This is a genomic window from bacterium (assembly GCA_020440705.1).
GTDB lineage: Bacteria > Krumholzibacteriota > Krumholzibacteriia > LZORAL124-64-63 > LZORAL124-64-63 > JAGRNP01.
The window spans coordinates 1-21,184 of record JAGRNP010000067.1 but is presented as its reverse complement, the minus strand read 5'-3'; the positions used below and the strand labels follow the sequence as shown (position 1 = coordinate 21,184).

The window sequence follows — 21,184 nt, the reverse complement described above, 5'->3', positions numbered from 1 at the left end:
TCGAGCTCCTGGACTGGGCCGATCACGACGTCTCGGCCCTGCTGGGGATCTCGACCGACGACACCCTGACCATGATCAATCCCGACAACACGCCGGCCTACATCGAGCAGGCGGGTCAGGGCGTGTGGCGGCTCTACCGGATCGAGGGCGACACGGTCATCCTGCAGCCCTATCCGGTGCTCCTGGCGCGCACCCTCGACGGCCATGCAGCCTTCATGCTCGTCACCGACTGGATCCTGCGCCGGGCCCTGCCGGGCGCCCTGCCGCCCTGGCTGCACCAGGGGCTGGTCGAGTACGTGGGCGAGGACGGCGTGCACCTGAACAACTACATGGCCGAGTTCCGCACCGGCGACAAGGACGTGCTGCTCTCGCCGCCCCTGATCGATGCGATCCTGGCCCGCGGCGTCGATCCGGACGAGAACGTCGACCGCGAGAACTTCCGGCGCGCGTGCTACAGCGCCTTCCTCATGGTGTGGCAGCTCGTCGAGTACGAGGGGGGCCTGCAGCCGCTGCAGGATTTCCTGGCGCAGGCCGCCGCCGGCGCCGACCTTGACGAGGCTGCGCGCCTGGCCTGGGGCATGGACCTGGCCACGCTGGCGGGGCTGGTCGATCCCGCGGTGAGCGGCGAACCGGCCGGCGGCAGGATCCCCGCGCGCAAGCCGCACGTGCAGCCCTAGTTCCGACGTCCGCCCGGAAGTGCGTCCCGAATGTGAAAGGCCCGCCATGAGCGACCTCAAACTGCCCCGTGTCCGCTTCGCGCCCAGCCCGACCGGCTTCCTGCACGTCGGCGGCGCCCGCACCGCCCTGTTCAACTGGCTCTACGCCCGCAGCCAGGGGGGCACGTTCATCCTGCGCATCGAGGACACGGACCAGGAGCGCAGCACCGAGGAGAGCTACGCGGCGATCCTGCGCGGCATGGATTGGCTGGGCCTGGACTGGGACGAGGGCCCGCACGCGGGCGGCGACTGCGGGCCCTACCTGCAGAGCGAGCGGCTGGACATCTACCGCGAGCACCTCGAGCGGCTGGCCGCCGAGGGCAAGGCCTACAAATGCTTCTGCAGTGCCGAGGACCTCGAGGAGCGCGCGGCGGCGGCCAAGGCGGCGGGCGGCTTCTGGGAGGGTTACGACGGTCACTGCCGGGCACTGGGCGCCGACCAGGTGGCCGCGGCCGAGGCGGCGGGCAAGCCCTGCGCCTGGCGCCTGCGCACCCCGGACGAGGGCTCGACCTTCTGGTACGACCTCATCGGCGACAAGCGCGAGTTCCAGAACGACGTCCTGGTCGACCGGGTGATCGTCAAGGCCGACGGCTTCCCCACCTACCAGTTCGCCTGCGTGGTGGACGACCACCTGATGGGCATCAGCCACGTGCTGCGCGGCGACGACCACGTGAGCAACACCCCGTTCCAGATCCTCATCTACGAGGCCCTGGGCTGGAAGACGCCCAAGTTCGGCCACATGCCCATGATCCTCGGGCCCGACCGGAAGCGCCTCAGCAAGCGCCACGGTGCCACCAGCGTGGAGGAGTTCCGGAACCAGGGCATCCTGCCCAAGGCCATGTTCAACTACCTGGCCCTGCTGGGCTGGTCGCCCGGGGGCAGCGGCGACGAGGTGCTGGAACCCGAGGCCATCGTCAAGAAGTTCAGCCTCAAGAAAGTCAACAGCAGCCCGGCGGCCTTCGACTATGATAAGCTGAGCCACATCAACAGCGAGCACATCAAGCGCCTGTCCGCGGACGAGCGCCTGGTGCTGGCCCGCGGCGTCATCGACGCCCAGGGCTGGGCGCTCGATCCGGACTGGCTCATCGCCGGGGCCACCGACACCGACGCCTACCTGGCGCGGGTCATCGGCACCCTCGGCAACCGCTTCAGCAGCCTGGTGACGCTGCCCGATCAGATCGGGTTCTTCTTCACCGAGGAGCACTTCGTCGACGACGAGGTGTGGCGGGAGCAGGTGACGCCCGAGGCGGCCCGCGCCCGGCTGACGGCCCTGGCCGACGCCGTGGCCGCGGGGCTCGACCTCGACGCGCCCCAGGCCGCCGACGCCTTCGAGGAGGTCGTGCGGGGGCTCGCCGAGAAGCTGGGCGTCCAGGCCGGCGACCTGATCCACCCCTGCCGGGTGGCGCTGACCGGACAGGGCCGCAGCGCAGGCATCTTCGAGGTGATGGAACTGGTGGGCGCCCGCCGCACGGTGCGGCGCCTGCGCGAAGCCGCCGCGAGCTGACCGGGTCGGGAATCCCGGCCGGTCCCGGGCGGCCCGACCGGAAGGACACGCCGCGAGATCGTTCTGGGGCATCGCCGGCCGCTACCTGCTGGTCTGGATCGTGGCCGTCCTGGCCACGCTCCTGGCCACATCGGTGCTGCCGGGCTTCCACTTCGACACCTCGGTGCGCCACTGGTGGCTGGCCGCGGTGCGTCTGCCCCTGATCTTCACGGTGCTGCTGATCCTGCTGCGTCCGCTGCTGCTCTTCGCCACCCTGCCCCTGAACACGCTCACCCTCGGCTTCCCGACCCTGCTCTTCAACGGCCTGATCCTCTACCTGGCGGCCAAGTTCGACCGCGCCTTCGTCATCACCAACTACGGCGAGGCCCTGCTCGGCAACCTGATGATCACGGTGATCTCGGCGGGCATCACCGGCTGGCTCGGGCTCGACGAGGCGCACCCCTTCTACCAGTCGATCATCTACCGCCTCGGGCGCCGCTTCGGCCCGCGACCACCGCGCAAGCCCCTGTGCGGCCTGCTGCTGCTGCAGGTCGACGGCCTGAGCCTGCCGAGCCTGCGCACGGCCATGCACCGCGGCCGCATGCCCGCCCTGACGGCCATGCTGGCCAAGGGCAGCCACCGCCTGTACGGCTGGCGCTGCGGTCTGCCCTCGAACACGCCCGCCGTGCAGGCCGGACTCTTCTACGGCGACCGCGAGAACGTGGCGGGCTACCGCTGGTACGACCGCAAGGCCCGCAAGGTGCGCGTGGTGAGCGACCCGGAGGATCTGCGCCGCCTCGAGGCCATGGTCGGCGCCCGCGGCCCGGGGCTGCTCGCGGGCGGCTCCTGCATCAACACGTTCCTCTCGGGCGGCGCCGACAAGCGGCTGATGACCGTCAGCGCCCTGGGCGAGAAGGGCAGCGCCCGCCGCGTGGGCGAGCGCGCCGACTTCAACCTCTTCTTCCTCAGCCCCAACGCCCTGACCAAGGCCGTCATCTGGGGCCTGTGGGACTTCATGGCCGGGGCGATCCTGGCCCTCGCCGGCCGCTTCGACAAGGACCGCCCGCGGCTCGGCTTCAGCCTGCGCCGCCTGGGCCAGCGCGCCCTGGCCAACGCCTTCCTGCGCGACCTGAGCTTCTTCTGGCTCAAGCAGGACATGGTGCGCGGCGTGCCGGTCATCTATTCCAACTTCGTGGGCTACGACGAGGTGGCCCACCACTCGGCCCCCGACGCCTACGAGGCCCAGATCACCCTGGCCAGCTTCGACCGCCGCCTGCGCATCCTGCGCCGCCGCGCCCGACGCCAGTCGCCGATCCGCTACGAGATCGTCCTGCTCTCGGACCACGGCCAGACGGCCAGCGTGCCCTTCCGCCATCTCTACGGCGAGACCATCGGGCAGGCCCTGAACCGCATGCTCGAGCGGCTGCAGGGGCCGGATGCGATCCGCGCGCGGGTCTTCGATCCGGGCAGCAGCTACTCCCTGTCGCTGCTCAAGGAAATGGAGGAGGTGTCGGCGCTCCAGCCCGGCTGGATCTCGCGGCGCAGCCGACGGGCCTTGAAACGCATGGCCGCGGGGGAGACGGGGCGGGTCAGCGTGAAGGACGCGCCCCAGGTGGTGGTGTGCGTGTCGGGCAGCCTGGCCCACGTGTACTTCACCGAGCACGGGGAGCCGCTGCACCTCGAGGACGTGGTGGCCCTCTACCCGGGCCTCATCGAGACCCTGGCGCGGCATCCGGGCATCGGGTTCGTGGCGGCGAGCCGCCGCTTCGGCGACGCGGTGGCCATCTGCGAGGACGGCATCCGCAACCTGGTGACCGGCGAACTCGGCAAGCGCAACGACCCCCTGGCGCCGTTCCGCAACCGCGACTTCTGGGCCGGCGAGCTGGCGCGCCTGCTGGGCTATCCGGACAGCGGCGACCTGGTCATCAACGGGGCCTGGCTGCCCGACCGCGGCCGCATCGTGGTGCTCGAAGAGCAGAGCAGCAGCCACGGCGGCCTGGGCGGGCCCCAGAACGAGCCCTTCGTGCTGCTGCCGGCGACGTGGGACGTGCACGACGCGGACCTCGCCTCGCCAGAGGCCCTGCACCGCCTGATCCGGCGCGAGATGGACCGCTACGACGGCGGCCTCGAACCGTCGGATCGCCCCGGATCGGGCATTTGAGGCCGATCTGGCGCGCTTGGCGCGGCAAAAAAGGGCCAACCCGAACTTGCGCGCCCCGGCGGCGAGGTATATATTTCGCCGTCGATTGCCCGGTCGTCCAATGGCAGGACAGCTGACTCTGGATCAGTCGATGGGGGTTCGAGTCCTCCCCGGGCAACCAAACTTGCATGCAGCCGACGAATGACCTATCATTCGCGTCAGCTTTGTGCCCCGTTCGTCTAGTGGCCTAGGACGCTGCCCTCTCACGGCGGTAACAGGGGTTCGAGTCCCCTACGGGGTACCAATACGAAGCGCCCCTCCCAGAAAGCTGGGAGGGGCGTTTTTGTACTTGTCTGCCAATTCCCGACATCTCAAGCAGGTTTTCCTTGTAGAGCCGCGAGGTGTTGAGATGAGTTCATCCCCAAAGCGCTGCAGCCGCGAGCACGTGGCGTGTCTGATGCGGAAACATGGTCTTCACAGCCGTCACAACTAGCGGCCGCGCGGTCTGACCCAGGTGGATCGCTGCCGGGCCGCGGCCCCGAATCTGGTCGACCAGTATTTCGAGGTGGCTCGGCCGAAGTCGATCTGGGTGGCGGACATCACGTACGTGCCGACAGCGGAGGGGTGGCTGTACCTCGCGGCGGTGATGGATCTGTGTACGCGGAAGATCGTCGGCTGGTCGCTGAAGGGCACGCTGGGCGCGGAGATCGCGCTGGAGGCTTTCGACCGTGCGGTGGCGCTCGAGAACCCGGCCGAGGACGTGATCCATCACTCGGATCGCGGCGTGCAGTACTCGTGCCTGGAGTACCAGCGGCGGCTGTGGGATCGGGGCATGATGTGCAGCATGAGCCGGAAGGGCAACTGCTACGACAATGCGGTGATGGAGAGCTTTTTCCACACACTGAAGGTCGAGCGAGCGACCTGGGAGAAGTACCGAACGAGGCACGAGGCGGCGGCGGATCTCAACTTGTGGATCGGGGTGTGGTAGAATCAGCGGAGATTCCTCTTGAGCCTTGGCTACTTGAGCCCGGTCGAGTAGGAGCGATCGAAGAATGTTGCGTAACTGGATGTCGGAAATATCCGGGCAAGAGCAGTGTCCTAATCTGAGACCTGTTCGCACACTGTAACCTAGGGGCTACCACAGCCAAGCACCTTCTCCTTTATTGGAGAAGGTGCTTTTTTTGGTGGGTCAGGCGAGCTTCACACGGTCGGTGGCAGCAGATCAAATCGCCTCGCGGGCTTTCCAATAACGGTCGGAGTTCTCAACCCCGCCTACCCGGCAATTTCACCTCGAACTCGATCGCATCGAGCTCTTCGGGAGATCGACCGATTTCTTCGAGCAGGGTGTGCCAGCGAGGATCGTCGCGCAGGGAATCCCAACTGGGTTCACTGGGTTCGATGGGAACCCGCTCCTTCGCCTGGCGCCACGTCTCCAGCCACTCGAACGCGAGCTCGATCTGACCGAACGCCGCGTATAACGATGCGACACCGTCAGGATACTCCCGGCCCCAGCGGTCGATGTAATCCTGCAGCTGCGCTTCCGCGTCCTCCTGCCTTCCCGTCACGTGGAAGACGAGGGCTTTTCCCCAGACCTGGTAGTCCTCCACCGGTGTCCGAGCGAACTCGTCCAATGCCGCCTTCGGGTCTCCCATCATCAGGAGGCTGTATCCCATCATGATATGGGGGCCGATCTTGTCGGGGCTCAGCCTCAGGGCCTCTCGCTGCTGGGCGACGGCATCCGACCATCGGCGTGCCGCAAAGTAGGACGAGCCGAGATTCATGTAGGAGTTGGAATTCAGGGGGTCGCGCTCCGCGAAGTACTCATTGACGGCGATTTCCTCGCCGTACCGCCCCAGCATCCCAAGCAGTGGGGCAGAGTTGCTGATGATATCGAGATTGTTGGGTTCAAGTTCCAAGGCTTTCTGGAAGTGTCGCGCCGCGGCCCGCAGGTCGCCGTCATAGTAGGTGGCGATCCACCCGAGAAGGGAGTGTGCCTTGGCATGGTCCGGATCGAGTGTCAGGGCCTTCTGCGCCGCGTTTCGGGCCAGGGCAAATCCCTCGTCCCGAGGCCGGGTAGCGCCGGCCTGATTGACGTACGCTCCGGCGAGCGCGACGCAGGCGTCGGCGTAGCCCGGGTCGATGGCCAGTGCCTGTTCGCACAATGCGATGGCCCGCTCGTAGCCCTCGCGGCTTCCCAGGCGCCCCGCCTGTCGGGCATCCAGGAAGAGTGCATAGGCCTTCGGGTCGACTTCCTTGGACTTCGGTGCGTCACCGAGCAACGTGACCTTGAGCTGATCGACCACGTCCGCGGCGATCTCGTCCTGGAGCGCGAAGACGTCCCTCAACTCCCGGTCGTAGGTCTCCGACCAGAGGTGCGTGTCAGACTCCGCCTCGATCAGCTGCGCGGTGATGCGGATCTCGTTACCTGCCTTGCGCACCGAACCCTCGAGGATGTGCGCGACGCCGAGCTCCTCGCCGATCTGCTTGAGCGGAACGTCTTTGCCCTTGAACGAAAAGGCCGATGTCCGCGAGATCACCTTAAGCTCGGGAATATTCGCGAGAAGATTCAGGAGTTCCTCGGCGATCCCGTCGGAGAAGTACTCCTGGTCCTTGCGGGGGCTCATGTCGACAAAGGCCATCACGGCGATCGATTTGTCGCTGATTGCGGGCGTCGTCGCCGCCGTTTCGGCTGGCGGGGCCTGCTCCTCACGCCCCAGGAAGAACGCCACCCCGACGAGCACGAGGACGGTCGCGGCGATGCCGATCCAGAGTCCTTTCCGCGATTTCTGCGATGCTGCATGGACGCCGGAAAGCGGCCCATTGGCAACGCTGACTCCTGATTCCACCTCGCGCCGCAGCCCCCGCAACTCGTTGCGGATGTCCAAGACGGACTGGTACCGGTCCTTGGGCTCTTTCTCCAGGCAATGCGCCAAGATCCGGCCCAGGTGCCTGGGGAGTTCCGGCTTGAGCTCGGTCAGCGGAGGCGGCGCCTCCTTGAGGATCGACGAGGTCAGGTCGGCGCTGTTGTCGCCCAGGAACGGACGCCGTCCCGCGGACAGCTCGTAGAGGAGGACGCCCAGCGAGAAGATGTCGCTGCGGTGGTCGACATCCCGGCCGCGCAGCTGCTCCGGGGACATGTAGGGCACGGTGCCCAGCACGGCGCCTTCCCGGGTCAGGCCCAGGGCCAAGGTGGCGTCGTCCGGGGTCGACGGCCCGGTCTCGGCCAGTTTGGCCAGCCCGAAGTCGAGCACCTTGACGTGGCCGTCGGTGGTGATCATTACGTTGGCGGGCTTCAGATCCCGGTGGACGATACCCTTTCCGTGGGCTGCGGCCAGGGCGTCGGCGATGGCCGTGCCGATCTCGAAGACCTTCGGCAGGCCCAGGCCGTCGGGGGGCAGGAGATGGTCCAGTTCGTCGCCCTCGACCAGTTCCATGGTCAGGAAATGCGTGCCGGCGTCCTTCTCGACCGAATAGAGCGTGACGATGTTGGGGTGGTTGACTCCGGCGACAGCTTCGGCCTCGCGCTGGAAGCGCTCGAGTCGGGCGGGGTCGGCGGCGAGTTCGGCGGGAAGGATCTTGAGGGCGACATCGCGCTTCAGCTTCGTGTCGCGGGCGCGGTAGACCTCCCCCATGCCGCCCTTGCCGAGCAGGCCAGTGATCTCGTAGTGGGCCAAGGATTTGCCGATCATGGGGCCGCTTTCCGGACGTTCATTCCTGGGGAACCCACCAGGTGATAATGAGGACTGATAGAATCTAGATCGAAATAGGGAATTCGGCGACGATTTGTTTGCCTGCGGGATGGCGCTATTCGACGAATCGAGAGCCGGATCGGGCATGTGGCTGCCACGGTGAAAGACACCGCGTTGTTCGCATACTGTAACCCAGGGGGTACCAATAATGAATCACCCTCTCCGGATTCCCCGGGGAGGGTGTTTTGTTGTTGACTTAGCCTGGGGGGGGGGGCGGTACAGTTCCCATCGACGCGACCACCAATGTGTCGCTGCCGAGATATGTCTGATAGTTTGAATTCTTCAAGGGTTGGACAAACATAAGGACATCGTCAGATTCGGACTATCCGAATCCGTCTCGGCCGGTTTCAAAATCTATACGATCGAGAGAAACTCCATGGCTACCAAGAAACTCATTGTCCTCCTTGCCTCGGTTGTTGTACTGGCGTCCGGCCTGATCATTGCCGGCGACTCCGAAGCGATCAACCTCTATGGCGGACCCTGTGACGTTGCTGAGCAGCTCGGCTACCAGAGTCAGAACTGGAATACACTTTGTGCAATCCACATCCAGAATATCGAGGCCTGCTGTTCGGCAGGAGGCTGCGAATCCTATCCCTGCGGTTGAGCGTTTGATCGGATGGTGGGTCGGTGATCGCCGGCCCACCTCGACACCCGGACCCTGGAGATCTCTCTATGTCGATTCGCATAGGCATGGCCATCGCGGCGCTGCTGGTCACCTCCTCATCCGCGGCGCAGGCCTACCGCTACGAGATGGTGCCGATCTGGTCCATCGACGCCGACCGCGGAGACGACGTCATCTTCGGTCGGATCGAAGATGTCGTGATCGATGCCCGGAACAACGCGTACGTCCTGGACAGCCAACTCGTCCAGGTCCGCGTCATCGACGCCGAGGGGAAACTCAGGACGACCCTGGGGCGCGAAGGTGACGGACCGGGCGAGCTCCGGGCGCCGGGGTCGCTCGTCCTGATGCCCGCGGGGACCCTGGGGGCCGTTTCGCGACAGTTCAGCCGGATCACGACGCTCGATCCGGAGAGCGGGGAGCCCCGAGGGGCGGTCCTTCTCGAGGGGATGGATTCTCCCCTGATTCAACTCGGTCGAGTCCACGGCGTCGGCGCCGGCGGCGGCGACCGGAAGCCCGGTCTGGTCGGCATCGTCGGCGAACCCCAGATCACGAATCGAGGGAAGCTGGACTATCGCGTGCGGATGTCCATGGCCGTGTTCCCATGCGTCCCGGGGGGAGATCCCGTGCCCCCGTTGCGGGAGATCCTGGAAGTCGGGCTGACGCAGGGCAAGGACGTCGAGGAGGAGAACTACTTCCGGCTCTGGGAGCCGTGGACAGCGCTCGACGGGGGGCTCATCGCGGTGGCGCCCTATTGGTCGGAGTACCTGATCTGGTGGATCGACCTCGACGGCACCGTCCGGGCCGAAGCTCGTCGGCCCTTTGCCCACCGCCCGCGCACGGACGCGGAAAAGCGGCGCCTCCTGAACTTCCTCTGGGGAGGCATTTCGCCGGCGGAGTTCGGCATCGAACTCGTTCCGAGTGAAACCGAGGCGGCCATCCGTTCCATCCACGCCCGCCCGGGCGGCGAAGTCTGGGTCAGGACCAGCAGGGCGGGTGAAGGACGCGAGCGGGGGATCTTCCTGGCTCTCGACGCGTTCGACTCCGACGGGGAATTCCGGGGCGCGGTGGAGATCGCGGGGCCCGGCGACGAAAGCTTGGACCGATTCTACTTCGGCGCCGACAATTACCTCGTCGTCGTTCACGGCGCGGAACGATTCATCCGTTCTGCCGGAATCCAGGGCCGGGACGAGGAAGGTCACGCTCTGCGCCTGGCGGCCTATCGCCTGGTGCCCACGGACACGAGGTCGGGAGGAGATCCCCATGGCCGGTAGGACTGGCCTGGCGGCGATCATCCTGGCCTGGGGCCTGTTCCTGGTCGCCTTGGCGACCGGATGCAGCCCGGTGGCGGCGAACTACCCCCGAACCGATCCGAAGGCCCGCGCCAACCCGTTCGTCGAGTCGCAGCTGACCTGTGCGCTGCCGGGGCTCCGGTTCTGGGTCGGCGACCGGATCGACACCGCCGCGGCGCGCGCGCGGCAAGCCACGGTCTACGGACCGATGCGGGAGGCGATGGGGGAGTCGGCCTTCCGCGAGGTCCAGGCGGAGGCCCAGGCGACGCACCCGTGGACGACACGCATCACCGGCGACGATTCCTGCGACTACTACCGGGGGTCGTTCGTCCTCGACGCCGACATCGATTTCGTCCTCGCGCAGGGGGCTTTCGTCTTCGGGGAAGGGCCTGCCGATGCGAGCTCCGTACGGGATCTCGGGGTCCTGATCCGTCTGGGCGAGAACGAGCGGGCCTGGCGGTTCTCAGGCGACGGGCCGGTCGACTCCCGCATGATTTCGGCCGGGCCGCGGCCGGGCCAGGTGGTCCTCGTCACGTTCCGCCTGCCCCGGAACGCGGCGATCGCGACAGTGCGGCTCGACTCGACGCGGATTCGGATCGTGGCGCCGGGGGAAGGTCCGGCCGGAACCTGAAACGTCGGGGCGAAGCGCGGAATACATGGCAACTGGCAAATGCGGCGATCGCATACCAGCAGCTGGAGACTACCAATACAGAAGCGCCTTCTCCCACGCGGGGAGAAGGCGCTTCTCCTTGTTGCGGCAGGCCCCAGCTGGCTCAGGCCAGATCGAAGCGGTCCAGGTCCATGACCTTGCCCCAGGCCGCGACGAAGTCGGCGACGAGGCGGGCCGGCCCGTCCTCGGCCGCGTACACTTCGGCCAGCGCGCGGAGCTGGGAGTTCGAACCGAACACGAGATCGACCCGGGTCGCGGTCCACCTGACGCGACCGGTGGTGCGGTCGCGGCCCTCGAAAAGCTCCTCGTCCGGCGCGGTCGGACGCCAGGCGGTGTCCATGTCGAGCAGGTTCACGAAGAAGTCGTTGCTCAGGACGCCCGGCCGCGTGGTGAAGACGCCGTGGGGCGACTGTCCCCAGTTGGCGCCCAGCACGCGCAGGCCGCCGACGAGCACGGTCATCTCCGGCGCGGTCAGGGTGAGCAGCTGGGCGCGGTCGAGCAGCAGGTTCTCCGACCGGACCGAGAACCGGGTGCGCTGGTAGTTGCGGAACCCGTCGGCCGCCGGTTCGAGCACGGAGAACGACGCGGCGTCGGTCTGCTTCGCGGTGGCGTCGGTGCGACCGGCGCGGAAGGGCACCTTCACCCTGAAGCCGGCCGCGCGGGCGGCCTGCTCGACGCCCGCGCAGCCGCCGAGCACGATCAGGTCGGCCAGCGAGACCGCGCGGGCGCCGTCCTGCGCCGCGTTGAACTCCTTGCGGATGCGGTCGAGCCGGCGCAGGACCTTCTGCAGGCGCTCCGGCTCGTTCACGGCCCAGTCCTTCTGCGGCGCCAGCCGGATCCGGGCCCCGTTGGCGCCGCCGCGCATGTCCGAACCGCGGAACGTCGACGCCGACGCCCAGGCCGTCGTGACGAGCTGCGCCACGCCCAGTCCGGAGGCGAGGATCGTCTTCTTCAGGGCGGCCACGTCCCGCGCACCGATCACCTTGCGGTCGGCGGCCGGCACCGGGTCCTGCCAGATGAGATCCTCGGCAGGCACCTCGGGGCCGAGGTAGCGCACCTTGGGGCCCATGTCGCGGTGGGTGAGCTTGAACCAGGCGCGCGCGAAGGCGTCGGCGAACCGGCGCGGGTTCTGCAGGTAGCCGCGCGCGATGGGCTCGTAGATCGGATCGTAGCGGAGCGAGAGGTCGGCCGTCGTCATCATCGGCCGGTGCTTGCGGGAGGGATCGTGGGCGTCGACGACCATGTCCTCCTCGTCCACGTCCTTGGCCAGCCACTGGTGGGCGCCCGCCGGGCTCTTGACCAGCTCCCATTCGTACTTGAAGAGCACCTTCAGGTAGCCCATGTCCCACTTGACCGGATGCGGCTTCCAGGCCCCCTCGATGCCGCTGCCGATGGTGTCGCCGCCCCGGCCGCTGCCGAAGCTGCTCGTCCAGCCGAGCCCCTGCTCGGCCAGGCCCGCGGCCTCGGGCTCGGGCCCGACGTGGTCCGCCGGACCGGCGCCGTGGCACTTGCCGAACGTGTGGCCGCCCGCCACCAGCGCGACGGTCTCCTCGTCGTCCATGGCCATGCGGGCGAAGGTCTCGCGCACGTCGCGGCCCGAGGCGACCGGATCCGGTTCGCCGTTCGGTCCCTCGGGATTCACGTAGATCAGGCCCATCTGCACGGCGGCCAGCGGGTCCTCCAGATCGCGGTCGCCGGAGTAGCGCTTGTCGCCCAGCCACTCGCCCTCCTGGCCCCAGTAGATGTCCGCCTCGGGTTCCCAGACGTCGACGCGGCCGCCGCCGAAGCCGAAGACGGGGCAGCCCATCGACTCCAGGGCGCAGTTGCCGGCGAGGATCATCAGGTCGGCCCAGGAGATCTTCTGGCCGTACTTCCGCTTGATGGGCCAGAGCAGCCGGCGCGCCTTGTCGAGGTTCACGTTGTCGGGCCAGCTGTTCAGCGGAGCCAGGCGCTGCGAGCCGGAGCCGGCACCGCCGCGTCCGTCGCCCATGCGGTAGGTGCCCGCGCTGTGCCAGGCCATGCGGATGAAGAGCGGGCCGTAATGCCCGTAGTCGGCCGGCCACCACTCCTGGGAGTCGGTCATCAGCGCATGGAGGTCGCGCTTCAGCGCCGCGTAGTCGAGACGTGCGAATTCCTTCGGGTAGTCGAATTCGGCGCCGAGCGGATTGCCGAGCGCCGAGTGCTGGTGCAGGATGCCGAGGTTCAGTTGGTTGGGCCACCAATCGCGGTTCGATGTGCCGCCGCCCGCCACCGGTTGGCTGCCGTGGCCGGTCACGGGGCATTTGCCGTTGCCGCTCATTTCGGGTCTCCCATCGCTTCGGGTGGTGACAGCGGCCCTCACTGCGGGGCCGGAGGCGAAGTCCGTCAGGAGATTAGACTAAGTCTAAAAATGGATCAAGTATATTTACGGACTCTGTCGACGGGGGAATTGATTTCCCGGGAGCCGCCGCTTATCCTCGCCGGATGACGCCTCACGACGAAATCAGCAGCATCCTGCAGGCGCACGGCATCCAGCCGTCGGCGCAGCGCGTGGCCATCGCCCTCTTCGTGCTGCGCACGGACGCGCACCCCACCGCCGACGAGGTGCTCGCCGCGGTCCGGCGGGAGTTCCCGGTGGTCTCGCGGGCCACGATCTACAACACGCTGGGTCTCTTCGTGGAGAAGGGGCTGCTGCAGACCCACCAGTTCCGCGAGGGCGTCACCGTCTACGACGCCAACACCGACCGGCACCACCATTTCATCGACACCGAGTCGGGCGAAGTCCACGACATCCCCTGGGAAGCAGTCGATCTGCAGCGGATGGACCAGCTGCAGGGCTACGCGGTCGATTCCTGGATGGTGGTCATGCGCGGCCGGCGCAAACCCTGACCGATCCCGCTTCTCAACCTCCCACCGCCGCCTCGATGGCCGCGATGTCCAGCTTCGTCATGGTCATCATGGCCTCCATGGCGCGCTTCGCCTTCGCCCGGTCCGGATCCTTCATCAGCTCGATGAGCCGGCGCGGCGTGATCTGCCAGGCGAAGCCCCACGCGTCGCGGCACCAGCCGCAGGCGCTCTCGGCGCCACCGGCGGCGAGGATCGCGTGCCAGTAGCGGTCGGTCTCCGCCTGGTCCTCCGTCAGCACCATGAAGCTCACGGCCTCGTTGGGCGTGAAGTTGGGGCCGCCGTTCAGGCCCACGAAAGGCCGACCCAGCAGGGTGAACTCGACCGTCAGCTCGGTGCCCTCGCTGCCGCCGGGAAAGTCGGCCGGCGCGGCGTTGGCGTGCCCGACGTGGCTGTCGGGGAAGGTCGCGGCGTAGAAGCGCGCCGCGCGGGCAGCCTCGCCGAAGTCGAACCAGAGGCAGGTGACGAGATCGCTCATGACTGGTCTCCGCGGGGGGCGAAGGTTCCGGTGCGGAGGTCGCCCGCGGGCCGGAAGCGGTTGATGACGATGCCCGACGTCGCGGGCTGCGAACTGGTCAGGGCCAGGGAGCGGGGGACGGCGCCGTCGGGGAAGAAGCGCTTGCCGGCGCCGATCAGCACCGGGTGCACGAAGAGCACGACCTCGTCGACCAGGTCGTGGGCCAGCAGGACGGGGGCGAGGGTCGAACTGCCCCAGAGGATCAGGTCGGGACCGTCGCCGGCGCGAAGGCGGCGCACGCCGTCGGCCACGTCGTCACCGAGGCCCTGCGCCGGCCCCCAGGCCAGGCTTTCCGGATGGTGCGTCGCCACGTGCTTGACCGCGTCGTTGAAGCGGGCGGCGAAGGGGCCTGCGGCGTGGGGCCAGTGGGCGCTCCAGATGTCGTAGGTGCGCCGGCCGAGCAGCAGGTCGCGGGGGCCGTCGTGGATCCCGGCCACCGCCGCGCCCACGGCCGGATCGGCGAAGGGGGGCGACCAGCCCCCGTGCGGGAAGCCGCCATCGCGGTCCTCGTCGGGGGCGCCGGGACTCTGGACGACGCCGTCGAGGGTGATGTGCTCGCAGATGGTAATGCGTCTCATGGCGGGGTTCTCACTTCTCATGGAGGGTGGGCGGAGCGGCGAAGAGCAGTTCGATGTACCGCCGCAGGTGGTCGACGCTGTCGCGGGCGACCGCGCGGTCGCCCGCCGCCTTGGCCAGGACGAACGCGCCCTGCAGCACGGCCTGGGTGTGGGTGGCGAGGCTGGCGGGCGTCCAGTCGGCGGTGATGCCGTGGGCTGTCATGGCCGCGGCGATGTCCGGCTCGAGGGTCGCGGCGTGGCCGAAGATGCTGGCGGCGCAGGCGTCGCGGATGTCCGGATGCGAGCCGTACACCTCCTGGGTCATGGTGCCGGCCAGGCAGGTGAACTGGGCCAGATCGCCGGCGATGATCGTGCGGCGGAAGTCGATGTAGCCCAGCAGCCGGTCCAGGGGATCGGCGTGCTCGTGGTAGGCGGCGCCGGCGAAGTAGGCCGACGTGGTCTCGGCCCAGAAGGCGGCCGCGGCGATGCCCAGGGCCTCCTTGCTCGCGAAGTGGTGGAAGAAGGCGCCCTTGGTCACGCCGGCGGCGCGGCAGAGGTCGTCCACCGTGGTGGCGGCGAAGCCGCGGGCGCGGATGAGGTCGCGGGCGGCTTCCAGGAGCCGCGTGCGGGCTTGGCCCCGTTCGGGGGTCTTTTTGGTCGGGCGTGCCATGGCGTGACAATACCAACCAGTTGGTATTTTGGCAAGCGCCGATTCACGCCGATCGGCGGCGGGCCGGCGACCGGTCGCCACCGCCGCGCTGGCGCGAATGCCGAGTCATGTGGTAGGGTATCGCCGGGCTCAGCCCGGGTCGCCGTCCGTTCGTGTCGGCCATGGGAGATCGACGACGGGACGCGCGACCCCTCATTCCCAACGGGGGAGTCTCGTCATGACGTCTCGTTTTCGCCGCACTCGCCGGCTCGTCCCGGTCACATTCCTGATTTTCATTCTCGCCCTGGCCGCCCTGGCCCAGGCCGCGACCCCGCTCGAGAAGCGGGCCGACGGCATTTCCGGCGGCGCCGAAGCCATCAGCCGCTCCGCCCAGGTCCCGCCGGGCGTCGCGTTGCACGGCAGTCCCACCGACGGCACGGGAGACAAGGCCTTCGTGCCCGGCATCGGTTTCCCCGCCTTCAACTTCGACGACAACGCCCTCGAGAACGGGGGCTTCCTCTTCATCCCCCCCGACCCCATGGGCGCCGCCGGCCCCGATCGCCTCGTGGGCATCGTCAACGCGGGCATCGAGTGCCGCACCAAGACCGGCCTCATGCTGTTCCGCGACTCCCTGCGCGACTTCTTCTCGCCCCTGGGCGCCGCGACCCTCGGCACCTTCTGCTTCGATCCCAAGATCGTGTACGACCACTACGAGGACCGCTTCGTGGTCGTGGCCCTCGAACGCTGGTTCCAGGCCAACGGGGACCCGAGCAACGAGTCCCGCATCCTGATCGCCGTGTCCAAGACGGCGTCGCCAGCCTCGCCGACGGCGGCCGACTGGAACTACATGGCCATCAACTCCAAGGTGAACATCGGGGGCTTCGATCACTGGGCCGACTACCCCGGTTTCGAGGTCGACGAGGAGGCCGTCTACGTGACGGCGAACATGTTCCCCTTCGTCTCGGGGACGGGCGGCACGCGCCTGTGGATCGTCGACAAGGGCGTCGCGGCCGGCTTCTACGCGGGCGGCCCCGCCGCGCACGCCGTGTACGATCCGATCCCGGCCGGCTACTTCTCCATGACCATGCAGCCGGCCGAGGTCCATGGCCCCGGCGGGGTGGGCGGCCCCGGTTCGAACATCGGGACCTTCCTCGTGGCCTACAGCAGTCTCACCTACGGCGGTCCGGGCAATCCCGAGGCCGTGCAGGTGATCCGGGTCGACGATCCCCTCGGCGCGCCGACCTTCACCGGCGAGTTCGTCACCGTGGGCGACATCGAGGACGTCGGCGGCGTCTTCGGCTTCCCGGCCCTGCCGGACGCGCCCCAGGCCGGCGGCGTCGGCCTGATCGAGGTGAACGACTCGCGGGCCCTGGACGCGGTGTGGCGCAACGGCAGCCTCTGGGCCGTGACGACCATCAACCCCAATGCCACCAGCGACCCGGTGAACGCCGGACAGACGACCGCCCACTGGTTCCGCTTCGACACGACGAGCGTGCCGGGTCCCATCGTCCTGACCGACGAGGGCAACATCGGCGGCGAGGACATCCAGCCCGGTGCCTACACCTTCTTCCCGGGCCTGGCCGTCAATGCGAACGGCGACGTCAAGTTCGGCTTCGCCGCGTCGGGCGCGAACATCTTCGCGGGCGCCTACATGGCCGGCCGCGAGGCGGGCGACCCGCCGGGCACCGTGCAGGCCACCGGCGTGGTGCGGGCCGGCGTCGACTACTACTACCGGACCTTCGGCGGCAGCCGCAACCGCTGGGGCGACTACTCCGGCGTCGCGCTCGATCCCGCCGACGACACCACCTTCTGGATCTTCAACGAATACGCCGAGGTGCGCGGCACGCCCATCTCCGGCGAGGACGGACGCTGGGGCACCGCCTGGCGCGCCTGCGCGCCGACGGCGCCGGGCCTGATCGTCGACGTGTACCCGATCTCGGGCCTGACCGACCCGGTCTCGCTCTTCTCGAAGCTGGACGGCAGCGGCGATCCCATGTTCGCGGCCCAGCTCTGGAACGGCGTGATCGGCGACCCGACGACCCTCACGGACGCCACCATCGGCGTGACCATCCGCGACGTCTTCGGCACCCCGATCGTGGGCTTCCCGCGCGAGCAGATCTTCGTGCGGGCCCAGTTCGGCGGCTGGGCCGAGTGCCCGACCGCCGTGCTCCACGCCGATTTCGACACCGACGCGTCCGGCTTCACGACCATCAGCCGGGCCCTGCACGCCGGCGGGTCGAGCGCGCCCGGCGAGCTGATGCTGGTGATCGTCAACGATCCCCTCGTCACGACGACCACCTACCCGCTCGGTCTGCCCGGCCTGCAGTACTGGGTCAACAGCACCGACCTGACGGGCAACCTCGTCACCGACCTGACCGACGTGTCGGCCTTCGCGGGGGTGTACTTCGCGGCGGCCTACGACTACGCCGGCGACTTCCGGTGGGACGGCAAGATCGACCTGACGGACGTGACGCGCATGGCCAGCGGCCTGGCCGCCGCGTGTCCGCCGGCCAAGGCGCTCGACGTGGCGCTGGGCACGGCCGGCGAGGTGGGGCTGCGCTTCGACAGCCCGCAGGGCGGCGTGGCCCGCGATCTCGCGCCGGGTGAGCGCATCGACGCCTATCTCGTGCTCGCCGGCGATGCGGCGCGGCACGGCATCGAGGCCTTCGCGGCCCGTCTGCGCACCAGCGACAACGTCATCGTCCACGAGACCGAGCTGCTCGGCCGCGCGCTGAATCTCGGCACCGACACCGACCTGGTGGTGGGCTACGGCGCGACCCGCGGCGGCGCCGACGAGGTGACTCTCGCGCGCGTGCGCCTCTCGGTGACCAACGCCATGCCCGCGTCGTTCTGGCTCGAGGGCGCGAAGGGTATGGGCGGACCGGCCGTCGTGATCGGCGACGGGATGGAGGGTGTCGTGCCCACGTCCGGCGCCGTCGAGGCGCCCGTGGCGCGGCTCAACGACAAGGACTTCCAGCCGGGCGAGAACCTGCCAATGGTCGCGCGCCTGGCCGTGAACGTGGTGCCCAACCCGTTCAACCCGCGGACGGAGATCCGCTTCGCCCTGCCCGCCGCCGGCGAGGTCTCGGTGCGTGTCTACGACGCCGCCGGTCGCCTCGTGCGGGCGCTCGTGCAGGAGAACCGGGCCGCGGGTCCGCACGTGGTCGTGTGGAACGGCGACGACGATGCCGGTCGCAAGGCCGCCAGCGGCGTGTACTGGGCGCAGGTCAAGTCCGACGGCCAGAGCGTCCAGCAGAAGATGGTGCTCCTGAAGTAGGACGCCGCGGACACCATCGCAGCCGGTCGACCGCCGGCCCCTCGCGGGGCCGGCGGTTCCGCATCCGGTCCGGCGGCATGGGCGGGAAGGCCCGTGGGCCCTCCTGCAGGAATCCCCCACCGTTCCGCTCCGGTCGGGCGCGGCGCCCTGTCGTGCCCGCGGATTCCCCATGGTTCCGTGCAGGTTGCAATGGGGGGACGGAACTCCCCGGCGCTCCCGGTCGTGCCGGATCGGTTCCGGTCCCGGGCCCGCGCCAATTCCCACCTTCCCAACTGCTTTTCCTTCAACGGATAGCGGGTCCAGCCGGCCTCTCCGCAGCCAACCGCTTGCGGGGCTGCGGTTTCCGTCCGGTTCCGGTACGTCCTTTGCCTAAAGATTGCCCGTATCCATCGGCCGTCGCCCACGTGTCCAACCAGGAGGGCAGCATGATCAGCGTCGCGCAGCACGGGACCAGGGGTCTCTTCGTCATCCTCATGATCGTCGCCGGATTCGCGGCGGCCCAGGAGCCGGCGCCGGAGCCCGGTCCGCTCGGCATCTCGGCCTTCGCCGACATCGTCTTCCCCGTCGCGGGCAGTCCCGGCAGCCAGGTCGCCGTCAACCAGGCGGAGATCGATCTCGAGGGCGCCATCGCACCGGACGTCAGCGCCGCCATGGCCCTGGCCTACGACCCGGACGCCGAGACCTTCGCGCTGGCGGTGTTGGCCGCCGAGATCGCCCTGGTCGCGGGGCGACGACCTCTCGCTCGGGCTGACGGCGGGCCAGTTCGACATCCCCTTCGGGATCGACTACCAGGTGTACGCGTCGCTGGACCGGCGGCTGGTCTCGGCGCCGCTCATCGTCGAGAACACCCACGAAGGCTGGAACGACCTCGGCGCGAACATCACGCTGGCCTGGGGCCGCTTCGGGGCCGACGTCTTCGCCATCAACGGCAGCAACTGCGGCCGCGGCCAGGTCTCGCCCGACAAATTCATCGCGCGCCTGGACATCCGGCGGGCCCTGGGCTCGCGGCTGCACGTGGCGCCGCGGGACGGGCTGGAGCTCGGCGTGTCGTCGGCCTACTTCCGCGACGAAGCCGACGATCTGGCCATGATCATGTGGGGCGGCGACCTGCAGGCGTCGGCGGGCCGCTTCAGCGCCAAGGGCGAGTACCTCGTGCAGCGGACTGATCGCGGCACCGCGGCCGAGGCCGACAACCGGGGCTGGTACCTGCAGGGCCTGGCCGAGTTCGGGCGGGTCTTCGGCGTGGCGCGCTACGGCGTCTGGGATCCCGAGCTGACGCCCGAGCGTCCGGAGCGCCTGAGCCTCGGCCTCGGCTATGTGGTCCGCCCGGGCCTCGAGTTCCGCGTCGAACACGACCTCGGGCTGACCGACCTGGACGACGTAACCTCCCTGCAGATGGTGATGGACTTCGGCGGCGTCCACTAGAGTCGCCACCGGATCGCGCGGCAGGCCGGGAAATCCCGGCTTGTCGCGTTCCTCGACCCTGCCTAGAATCCCGTCGTTCCACCCGTCCCGCAGGCACCGTCCCCGAGGAGTTCCCATGCCCTGCCGTCTCGCTGTCGTCCTGCTGCCGATGCTGGCGTTGTCGGTCCCGATCGCCGGGGCCGCAGCCGCGACGCCGGCGCCTCGCGAGGTCTCCGTCGGCGTGTACCTGCTCGACATCACGCGCATCGACGAGACCGCCAACCAGTTCTCGTGCGAGGCCGACGTCCGGGTGCGCTGGCGCGACGCCGACCTCGCCTTCGATCCCGACTCCACCGGGGTCGCGCGGCTCGTCTACTCCGGGGCCGAGGCCCGGGAGCAGCACGGGCGCATCTGGACCGCCCAGATCGCCCCGACGAATCCGGTCGGCGGGCTGACGGTCGGCGGGGAGAAGCTGGTCGTCTCGCCCGACGGCGCCGTGGAGCTCACCGCCCGCATCGCGACCACCCTGCGGGCGAACCTCGACTTCCGGCAGTTCCCCTTCGACTCGCAGGTGCTGCCCCTGCAGATGGAGAGCTTCTCGTGGAATCGCGACGAGGTGGTCCTCGTGTCCGACGACGAGTTCTCGGGCTACGAGCCCATGCGCGCCCTCGCCGAGTGGAGCATCACGGGCGTCGAGGTGGTGCGCTCGGAGGAACTGCGGGTGCGCGACGTCGTGCCGTACGCGAACCTGGCCTACCGCTTCACGGTGCAGCGCGACGCGGGCTACTACGTCTGGAAGATCTTCCTGACCGTGGCCATCATCGTGGCCCTGACCTGGGTCGTGTTCTGGATGAGCGGCGAGGGGCTCGGCCGGCGGGCCGGGGTCTCGAGCGGGGGCATTCTCTCCGTCATCGCCTACCAGTTCGTCACCTCGTCGAGCCTGCCGCGGGTGAGCTATCTGACGGTCGCGGACAAGGTGATGATCCTGTCGATCGTCGTCATCGCCCTGACCATGCTCGAGAGTCTCGTCGTCGACCGCTGGTCGGTCACGGCGCCGGAGCGGAAGCTGGCCGTCGACCGGGCGTGCCGCGTGGCCTTCCCGGTCGTGTACTTCGGCATGCTCGTGGTGCTCGGGGCGGCGAAGGGCGTGCTCTAGCAGGCTGTTGAAAAACTCCTCCCGGCACGCGGTACGCCTGGCCAAGCCGATCTCCGCGTTGCGATCCCTTGC

Annotated in this window: 16 protein-coding genes and 2 tRNA genes; 13 read left to right on the top strand and 5 right to left on the bottom strand. The window is 68.6% G+C overall.

All coding sequences use genetic code 11. From position 1 onward, the window contains the following. The 6 genes from KDM41_11110 to KDM41_11085 form a co-directional block, all read left to right on the top strand. Positions 1-677, top strand: a 677-nt coding sequence (locus KDM41_11110; GenBank protein ID MCB1183972.1) for a hypothetical protein, incomplete at its 5' end; no start/stop codon positions are given. A 46-nt stretch (positions 678-723) separates the two neighbouring features. Next, the gene (locus tag KDM41_11105) at positions 724-2,220 is read left to right on the top strand and encodes a glutamate--tRNA ligase (protein MCB1183971.1); all 1,497 of its coding nucleotides are present in this window, start codon (positions 724-726) and stop codon (positions 2,218-2,220) included. 100 nt (positions 2,221-2,320) lie between these two features. Next, a complete protein-coding gene (locus KDM41_11100) occupies positions 2,321-4,360 on the top strand; it encodes a phage holin family protein (protein MCB1183970.1) in 2,040 nt (679 codons plus the stop codon). A gap of 86 nt (positions 4,361-4,446) precedes the next feature. Continuing rightward, positions 4,447-4,520, top strand: a tRNA-Gln gene (locus tag KDM41_11095). Positions 4,521-4,567: 47 nt separating this feature from the next. Next, positions 4,568-4,643 (top strand) — tRNA-Glu (locus tag KDM41_11090). A 210-nt stretch (positions 4,644-4,853) separates the two neighbouring features. Beyond that, positions 4,854-5,327 (top strand): IS3 family transposase, encoded by a 474-nt coding sequence (locus KDM41_11085; GenBank protein ID MCB1183969.1) that lies wholly within the window; start codon positions 4,854-4,856, stop codon positions 5,325-5,327. A gap of 274 nt (positions 5,328-5,601) precedes the next feature. On the opposite strand, the gene KDM41_11080 is transcribed toward KDM41_11085, so the two are convergent. Then, positions 5,602-8,028, bottom strand: a complete 2,427-nt coding sequence (locus KDM41_11080; GenBank protein MCB1183968.1) for a protein kinase — start codon at positions 8,026-8,028, stop codon at positions 5,602-5,604. A 436-nt stretch (positions 8,029-8,464) separates the two neighbouring features. On the opposite strand from KDM41_11080, the gene KDM41_11075 reads away from it, so the two are divergent. The 3 genes from KDM41_11075 (at position 8,465) to KDM41_11065 (ending at position 10,630) form a co-directional block, all read left to right on the top strand. Continuing rightward, positions 8,465-8,692, top strand: a complete 228-nt coding sequence (locus KDM41_11075; protein ID MCB1183967.1) for a hypothetical protein — start codon at positions 8,465-8,467, stop codon at positions 8,690-8,692. Between the two features lie 68 nt (positions 8,693-8,760). Further along, a complete protein-coding gene (locus KDM41_11070; GenBank protein ID MCB1183966.1) occupies positions 8,761-9,981 on the top strand; it encodes a hypothetical protein in 1,221 nt (406 codons plus the stop codon). A gap of 70 nt (positions 9,982-10,051) precedes the next feature. After that, positions 10,052-10,630, top strand: a complete 579-nt coding sequence (locus KDM41_11065) for a hypothetical protein (GenBank protein MCB1183965.1) — start codon at positions 10,052-10,054, stop codon at positions 10,628-10,630. Positions 10,631-10,772: 142 nt separating this feature from the next. On the opposite strand, the gene katG is transcribed toward KDM41_11065, so the two are convergent. Continuing rightward, positions 10,773-12,968 (bottom strand): catalase/peroxidase HPI, encoded by a 2,196-nt coding sequence (gene katG / locus KDM41_11060; protein MCB1183964.1) that lies wholly within the window; start codon positions 12,966-12,968, stop codon positions 10,773-10,775. Positions 12,969-13,132: 164 nt separating this feature from the next. On the opposite strand from katG, the gene KDM41_11055 reads away from it, so the two are divergent. Next, positions 13,133-13,537: a transcriptional repressor gene (locus KDM41_11055; GenBank protein MCB1183963.1), complete on the top strand. Its 405-nt coding sequence runs from the start codon at positions 13,133-13,135 to the stop codon at positions 13,535-13,537. Positions 13,538-13,550: 13 nt separating this feature from the next. On the opposite strand, the gene KDM41_11050 is transcribed toward KDM41_11055, so the two are convergent. Genes KDM41_11050 through KDM41_11040 form a run of 3 tightly spaced genes read right to left on the bottom strand, consistent with a single transcriptional unit; the run spans position 13,551 to position 15,296 of the window. Continuing rightward, positions 13,551-14,030, bottom strand: coding sequence for a VOC family protein (locus tag KDM41_11050; GenBank protein MCB1183962.1), 480 nt, complete (start codon positions 14,028-14,030; stop codon positions 13,551-13,553). Further along, positions 14,027-14,647 (bottom strand): dihydrofolate reductase family protein, encoded by a 621-nt coding sequence (locus tag KDM41_11045; protein ID MCB1183961.1) that lies wholly within the window; start codon positions 14,645-14,647, stop codon positions 14,027-14,029. Before KDM41_11045 ends, KDM41_11050 begins: the two co-directional genes overlap by 4 nt. Before the next feature lie 10 nt (positions 14,648-14,657). Further along, positions 14,658-15,296 carry a TetR/AcrR family transcriptional regulator gene (locus tag KDM41_11040; protein ID MCB1183960.1) on the bottom strand — a complete coding sequence of 213 codons (639 nt, stop codon included), beginning with the start codon at positions 15,294-15,296 and terminating at the stop codon, positions 14,658-14,660. 217 nt (positions 15,297-15,513) lie between these two features. Here KDM41_11040 and KDM41_11035 point away from each other — a divergent pair, with 217 nt between their 5' ends. The 3 genes from KDM41_11035 to KDM41_11025 all read left to right on the top strand — a co-directional run bounded on the left by KDM41_11035 (position 15,514) and on the right by KDM41_11025 (position 21,112). Then, positions 15,514-18,552, top strand: coding sequence for a T9SS type A sorting domain-containing protein (locus tag KDM41_11035; GenBank protein MCB1183959.1), 3,039 nt, complete (start codon positions 15,514-15,516; stop codon positions 18,550-18,552). 792 nt (positions 18,553-19,344) lie between these two features. Further along, positions 19,345-19,977 carry a hypothetical protein gene (locus tag KDM41_11030; GenBank protein MCB1183958.1) on the top strand — a complete coding sequence of 211 codons (633 nt, stop codon included), beginning with the start codon at positions 19,345-19,347 and terminating at the stop codon, positions 19,975-19,977. A gap of 115 nt (positions 19,978-20,092) precedes the next feature. Then, positions 20,093-21,112 carry a hypothetical protein gene (locus tag KDM41_11025; GenBank protein ID MCB1183957.1) on the top strand — a complete coding sequence of 340 codons (1,020 nt, stop codon included), beginning with the start codon at positions 20,093-20,095 and terminating at the stop codon, positions 21,110-21,112. Positions 21,113-21,184 lie beyond the last annotated feature (72 nt).